Origin of the sequence: Synechococcus sp. BA-120 BA3, assembly GCF_034931285.1 — a bacterium.
In the GTDB taxonomy this organism is placed as follows: Bacteria; Cyanobacteriota; Cyanobacteriia; order PCC-6307; family Cyanobiaceae; genus Cyanobium.
On record NZ_JAYGHZ010000335.1, the window covers coordinates 1 to 6,554 of the forward strand.

The 6,554-nt window shown below is 70.3% G+C and carries 4 protein-coding genes and 1 pseudogene; 3 read left to right on the forward strand and 2 right to left on the reverse strand.

Annotated features, from left to right (window positions below):
- On the forward strand, positions 1-1,082 hold a 1,082-nt coding region (locus VB737_RS13835; RefSeq protein ID WP_500313797.1), incomplete at its 5' end, for a M23 family metallopeptidase.
- Between the two features lie 7 nt (positions 1,083-1,089).
- On the opposite strand, the gene VB737_RS13840 is transcribed toward VB737_RS13835, so the two are convergent.
- Entirely contained in the window at positions 1,090-1,773 is a 684-nt protein-coding gene (locus VB737_RS13840) for an ABC transporter ATP-binding protein (RefSeq protein ID WP_500313799.1), read from the reverse strand.
- A gap of 31 nt (positions 1,774-1,804) precedes the next feature.
- A complete protein-coding gene (locus VB737_RS13845) occupies positions 1,805-3,346 on the reverse strand; it encodes an NAD(P)H-quinone oxidoreductase subunit N (RefSeq protein WP_500313801.1) in 1,542 nt (513 codons plus the stop codon).
- 196 nt (positions 3,347-3,542) lie between these two features.
- Here VB737_RS13845 and topA point away from each other — a divergent pair, with 196 nt between their 5' ends.
- Both topA and VB737_RS13855 read left to right on the forward strand, forming a co-directional pair.
- Complete coding sequence (gene topA / locus VB737_RS13850) at positions 3,543-6,332, forward strand: type I DNA topoisomerase (protein ID WP_500313800.1); 2,790 nt, start codon at positions 3,543-3,545, stop codon at positions 6,330-6,332.
- Positions 6,332-6,554, forward strand: a pseudogene (locus tag VB737_RS13855) (hypothetical protein); the annotation flags it as partial. The gene topA and the pseudogene VB737_RS13855, both read left to right, overlap by 1 nt.

Consider the following 6,554-nt stretch of genomic DNA (forward strand, 5'->3'; position numbering starts at 1 on the left):
GCCCCGAGTTCCAGACACCGGTGCAGCCCCTGGCCCCCCCGCCCCCGGTCACCGGGGACGCGCCCCCGGCCATCCTTCGCCCCGGAACGGCGGATCGCCGGCCCGAGCCGCCGCGGCGCTTCGATGCCTCCCTGGATGCCCTGGTGCGGGAGGGGGTCGTCACCCCCGCCGAGCGTGTCCGGGTGCGCGGCTCGCTGCTGTCGCCGCAGGAGGCTGCCACTCGGAGCCGGGCCTGCAAGGCCGGCGCCCTCTCGGTCCAGGAGTGCAGCACCGGGGTGATCATCATCGGCCGCGGCCGCAAGGATGGCCTCAGCGACGGACTGGGCGAGGGCGATCTGGTGGCCGGAGGCCGTGGGGCCGGTTACGGCGGCTTCGGCTTCGATGCCTCCCCCCTGCCGCCGATCACCGTTCCCGTCAGTGCCCTGCTGACCGGCGCCGGCGGCAGCTTTCGCCTCACCGACGTCTTCCGCGTCACCCCCCGGCCCGCTCCGATCATCGGCAACGGCAACCAGCGGCTGCTCTTCCCCCTGATCGGCTCGGCCGTCACCACCAGCGGCTTCGGCTATCGACTCCATCCGGTCCTGGGCAGCTGGCTGATGCACGCCGGCCGTGATCTGGCGGCGCCCGAGGGCACACCGGTGGTGGCCGCCCTCTCCGGGCGGGTCGTCAGCAGCGGCCTGGCCGGCGGCTACGGCCTGGCGGTGGAACTGGAGCACGACCGGCCCCGGCGCCGCACCCTCTACGGCCACCTCTCCGAGCTCTACGTCAAGGACGGCGAGATGGTGCGCCAGGGCGAGGTGATCGGCCGGGTCGGCAGCACGGGCCTGAGCACCGGTCCCCACCTGCATTTCGAGCTGCGCCTGCCCCAGGACGGCGGCTGGGTGGCCACCGATCCCGGTGATCTCGATCCGGGCGGCGGCCTGTTCGCCGGCCTGGCCGGACCCGACGGCAGCGGCCCCACCGATGCGGTCGCGTTGCTGATGGGTCAGCTGATCGCCACCCTCGAGCGTCCCCGCTCCCCCCTGCCCCTGCCCGGGGAGAAGCTGAACGTCCCTGCCGCTGCCCGACTGACGCCGGGCTGAGGGCGGCTCAGGCGCTGATGCGGCCGTCGCGGAAGTGCACCACCCGGTCGGCCCTGGCGCCGACCTCGGGTTCGTGGGTCACCAGCAGGATGGTGATCCCCTGGGCATTGAGATCGCCGAACAGGCTCAGCACCTCTTCGGTGGTGTGGGAGTCGAGGGCGCCGGTGGGCTCGTCGGCCAGCAGCATGGCCGGATCGTTGATGATCGCCCGGGCCAGGGCCACCCGCTGCTGCTGGCCCCCGGAGAGCTGGTTGGGCTTGTTCTCGAGCCGGTGGGAGAGCCCCACCCGGTCGAGGGCCGCCAGGGCCCGCCGCCGCCGCTCCTCCTTGGGCACGCGGGCGTAGATCATCGGCAGCATCACGTTGTCGATCGCACTCAGCTGGGGCAGCAGGTGGAACTGCTGGAACACGAAGCCCAGCTGCTGGTTGCGCAGGTCGGCCAGCTCATCGTCGTCGAGGCTGTCCACATCGGTGCCGTTGAGCCGGTAGCTGCCGGCGCTGGGGCGGTCCAGGCAGCCGAGGATGTTCATCGCCGTGCTCTTGCCCGAGCCGCTGGCCCCCATCACCGCCAGGTAGTCGCCCTGCTGGACTGTCAGGGAAAGGTCGTCGAGTGCGCGGACCTCGGTGTCGCCGCTGCCGTAGACCTTCGACACGTGGACCAGTTCGGCCACCGGTGGGGAGAGGGATTCCATGGGGGCCAGGCTAGGCAAACCGGCCCCGGTTTCAGCCCAGCGGGGCGATGGCCGCGGCGGCGATGGCCTGCTGCAGGATCGGGGTGCCGGCCACGGTGGAGCTGGCCCAGTCGAACAGCGGGCTGGAGAGTACTCCGCCCACGGCCGTGATCACCACGCAGCCCACCAGGGCGGCCCGCAGGGGCTGCATGCCGGCCAGATTCCAGGTGATGGCGGGGTAGGCCTTCACCACATCGGAGGCCTCCTGGGGTTCCTTCACCACCATCATCTTGATCACCGAGATGTAGTAGTAGATGGACACCACCGAGGTGACCAGACCCACCACGACGAGCAGGTACTGGTGGTCGGCCCAGCCGGCGAAGAAGAGGTAGATCTTGCCGAAGAAGCCCAGCATGGGCGGGATGCCACCGAGGGACAGCAGGCAGAGACTCAGCCCCAGGGTGATCAGGGGATCCTTCTGATAGAGGCCGGCATAGTCGGCGATGCGGTCGCTGCCGGTGCGGAGCGAGAAGAGAATGATGCAGGCGAAGGCGCCCAGGTTCATGAACAGATAGGCCGCCATGTAGAGCACCATCGCCGAGAAGCCGTCCTCGGTGCCGCACACCAGGCCGATCATCACGAAGCCCGCCTGGCCGATGGAGCTGTAGGCCAGCATCCGCTTCATGGAGGTCTGGGCCAGGGCGACGACGTTGCCGAGCACCATGCTGAGCACGGCCAGCACGGTGAACAGGAACTTCCACTGGGCATCGAAGCTCTCGAAGCAACCCACCAGCAGCCGCACCGCCAGGGCGAAGCCGGCCGCCTTCGAGCCCACCGAGAGGAAGGCGACGACGGGGGTGGGGGAACCCTCATAGACGTCAGGCGTCCACTGGTGGAAGGGCACGGCGGCGATCTTGAAGGCCACGGTGGCCAGGACGAACACCAGGGCCAGGGCGGTGATCGGCGAGGCACTCGTCTGCAGGGCCAGGCCGATGGTGGCCAGGCTGGTGGCACCGCCGCTGAGGCCGTAGAGCAGGGAGGCGCCGTAGAGGAACACGGCGGCGGCGGCCGATCCCACCAGCAGATACTTGAGGGCCGCCTCAGAACTGCGGGCATCCCGCTTCATGTAGCCCGCCAGCAGGTAACTGGCCACCGAGAGGGTCTCCAGGGAAATGAAGATGCTGACCAGATCCGTTGAGCCGCACAGGAACATGGCCCCCAGGGTGGCGGCCAGCAGGATGGCGGCGTACTCCCCCATCGGTGTGCCGCTGCGCTCCACGTAGCGCCAGCTCAGCAGCAGGGAGATCAGGGTGGAGGCGGCCACCACCGCCCGGAAGGCGATGGCCAGGTTGTCGGCCAGGAAGGAGCCCAGGAAGGAGGGCTCCAGGGGGCTGTTCCACTGCAGGGCCAGCAGCACCAGAGAGGCGCCCAGGCCGCCGTAGCAGATGGGGGGCACCCAGCGGCTGGCGGCTTTTTCACCGGCCAGGTCGACGATCAGACACACCACCAGGGTCAGCAGCACGGCCGCCTCCGGAGCAATCGCGCCGGCATTCAGCTGCAGGGCCAGGGCGCCGGTTCCCAGACCCGAGGCGATCGCTTCGGCGGCGGAAGCGGCGGTGGTGGGGGCAGGGATGACGGAGCTCGCTGCTGCCAGAAACAGGTCGGCCACAGGGTTCGGGTAGGCACGCGATGTGGCGGACTGTAGCCGCCATCTGGAGGGGCGGTCTGGTGCCCGGATACCCGCCGGGCCCGTCGATGCGATAAAGAAGGAAGCGGTATCGCGCCTTCCCGTGGCCCACACCCTGGTCATCGTCGAGAGCCCCACCAAGGCCCGCACCATCCGGGCGTTCCTGCCCAAGACCTTCCGGGTGGAGGCGTCGATGGGCCACGTGCGCGATCTTCCCAACAACGCCAGCGAGATTCCGGCCGCCCACAAGGGCGAGAAGTGGGCCAACCTCGGCGTCAACACCGCCAACAGCTTCGAACCCCTCTACGTGGTGCCGAAGGACAAGAAAAAGGTGGTGAAGGAGCTCAAGGACGCCCTCAAGGACGCCGACCAGCTGCTGCTGGCCACGGACGAGGACCGCGAAGGCGAGAGCATCAGCTGGCACCTCCTCCAGCTGCTCGGTCCGAAGGTGCCGGTGAAACGGATGGTGTTCCACGAGATCACCAAGGAGGCGATCGGTCGCGCCCTCGACCAGACCCGTGACCTGGACATGGAGCTGGTCCATGCCCAGGAGACCCGGCGCATCCTTGACCGTCTGGTGGGGTACACCCTCTCGCCCCTGCTCTGGAAGAAGGTGGCCTGGGGCCTCTCCGCCGGCCGTGTCCAGTCGGTGGCGGTACGGCTGCTGGTGCAGCGCGAGCGGGCCCGTCGCGCCTTCCGCAGTGGCAGCTACTGGGATCTCAAGGCCCGCCTGGAGCAGACGGCCTCCCCCTTCGAGGCCAAGCTCACCCACGTCGGCGCCGAGCGCATCGCCGGCGGTTCCGACTTCGACGAAACCACCGGCGGCCTGAAGCCCGGCAGCAAGGTGAAGCTGCTCAGCGAGGCCGAGGCGGCCGCCCTCAAGTCCGCCGTCGAAACCTCTCCCTGGCGGGTGGCGGCGGTGGAGGAGAAGCCCACGGTGCGCAAGCCCGTGCCCCCCTTCACCACCAGCACCCTGCAGCAGGAGGCCAACCGCAAGCTGCGGCTCTCGGCCCGCGACACCATGCGCACGGCCCAGGCCCTCTACGAGCGGGGCTTCATCACCTACATGCGCACCGACTCGGTGCACCTCTCCGACCAGGCCCTGACGGCGGCCCGCAACTGCGTCGGCGCCATGTACGGCCAGGAGTTCCTCAGCCCGGCGCCGCGCCAGTTCAGCACCAAGGCCCGCAACGCCCAGGAGGCCCACGAGGCGATCCGGCCCGCCGGCGAGAGCTTCCGCACACCCAAGGACACCGGCCTCGACGGCCGCGACCTGGCGCTCTACGAGCTGATCTGGAAGCGCACCGTGGCCAGCCAGATGGCCGATGCCCGGCTCACCCTGCTGGCCGTTGACATCGAGGCGGCGGGCGCCACCTTCCGGGCCAGCGGCAAGCGCATCGACTTCGCCGGCTTCTTCCGCGCCTACGTGGAGGGCAGCGACGACCCCGATGCGGCCCTGGAGGGCCAGGAGGTGCTGCTGCCCTCGCTCGCCGTCGGCGATGCCCCCCTCTGCCGGGGCGTCGAAGCCCTCGGCCACCAGACCCAGCCCCCCGCCCGCTACAGCGAGGCGGCCCTGGTCAAGACCCTGGAGAAGGAGGGCATCGGCCGGCCCTCCACCTACGCCAGCATCATCGGCACCATCGTCGACCGGGGTTACGCCACCCTGCAGAACAACTCCCTCACCCCCAGTTTCACGGCCTTCGCCGTGACGGCCCTGCTGGAGGAGCACTTCCCTGACCTGGTGGACACGGCCTTCACCTCGAAGATGGAGCACACCCTCGACGAGATCTCCACGGGCAAGGTGTCCTGGCTGCCCTACCTGGAGAACTTCTACAAGGGGGAGAAGGGCCTGGAGACCCAGGTGCAGCAGCGGGAGGGCGACATCGACCCCGGCATCTCCCGCACGGTGGTGCTGGAGGGCCTGCCCTGCGTGGTGCGCATCGGCCGCTTCGGCGCCTACCTCGAGACCAAGCGGGTGGCCGACGACGGCACCGAGGAGCTGCTCAAGGCCACCCTGCCCCAGGAGATCACCCCGGCCGACCTCGACGCCGAGAAGGCCGAGCTGCTGCTGCGCCAGAAGGCCGAAGGTCCCGAGTCCCTCGGCGAGGACCCCGAAACCGGCGAGCAGGTGTACCTGCTGTTCGGCCAGTACGGCCCCTATGTGCAGCGCGGCCAGGTGAGCGAGGAGGTGCCCAAGCCCAAGCGCGCCTCCCTGCCCAAGGGGGTGAAGCCCGAGGATCTCAGCCTGGAGGATGCCCTGGGGCTGTTGCGGCTGCCCCGCCTCCTGGGCGAGCACCCCGATGGCGGCAAGGTGCAGGCCGGGTTGGGGCGCTTCGGTCCCTACGTCGTCCACGACAAGGGCAAGGGGGAGAAGGACTACCGCTCCCTCAAGGCCGAGGATGACGTGCTGGCGGTGGGGCTGAGCCGGGCCCTGGAGTTGCTGGCCGTGCCCAAGAAGGGCCGCGGCGGTCGCACGGCCCTGAAGGATCTGGGTGTGCCCGAGGGGTCCGATGAGGCCATCCAGCTCTTCGACGGTCCCTACGGGCTGTACGTCAAGCAGGGCAAGGTGAACGCCTCCCTGCCGGAGGGCACCACCGCCGACACCATCACCCTGGAGCAGGCCGTGGAGTTGCTGGCCGCCAAGGCCGCCAGCGGCAAGGGCGCGTCCCGTTCCCGTGCCGGAACCAAGGCCGCCGCCAAACCCGCCGCCAGGAAATCCGCCGCCAAGACGGGCACCACCAAGACGGGCACCGCCAAGGCCCCCTCCACCAGGAGCGCCGCCGCCAAGGCCACCGGCACGACCACCGCCGCCGCCAAGAAGCCCCCCGCCACCACCAAGTCCGGTCGCCTGCGGGCCAGCGCCGTGCGGGTGATCAAGCCCGCGGCCAGCTGATGGCCCATCCCCGCCCCCCCCTTTCGCTGGCGGGACCCCTGCTGAGCCTGCCCCTGCTGCTCTCCGCCTGTGGCGGCACGGGCTTCGGCGGCGCCCCCCCCCGCAGCTTCTCGGGGGCCCCCGAGGCTCCTGCGCCTCCGGCCCCCGTGACCCCGGCCGCCACACCGGCCACACCCGCACCACCCGCCCCCACCCCCTCCGCTTCTAACCCTCTCCCAGCCC

Bases quoted from the DNA above. Each gene is read 5' to 3' on its own strand.
- VB737_RS13840 (WP_500313799.1), bottom strand. From the start codon at position 1,773: ATGGAATCCCTCTCCCCACCGGTGGCCGAACTGGTCCACGTGTCGAAG.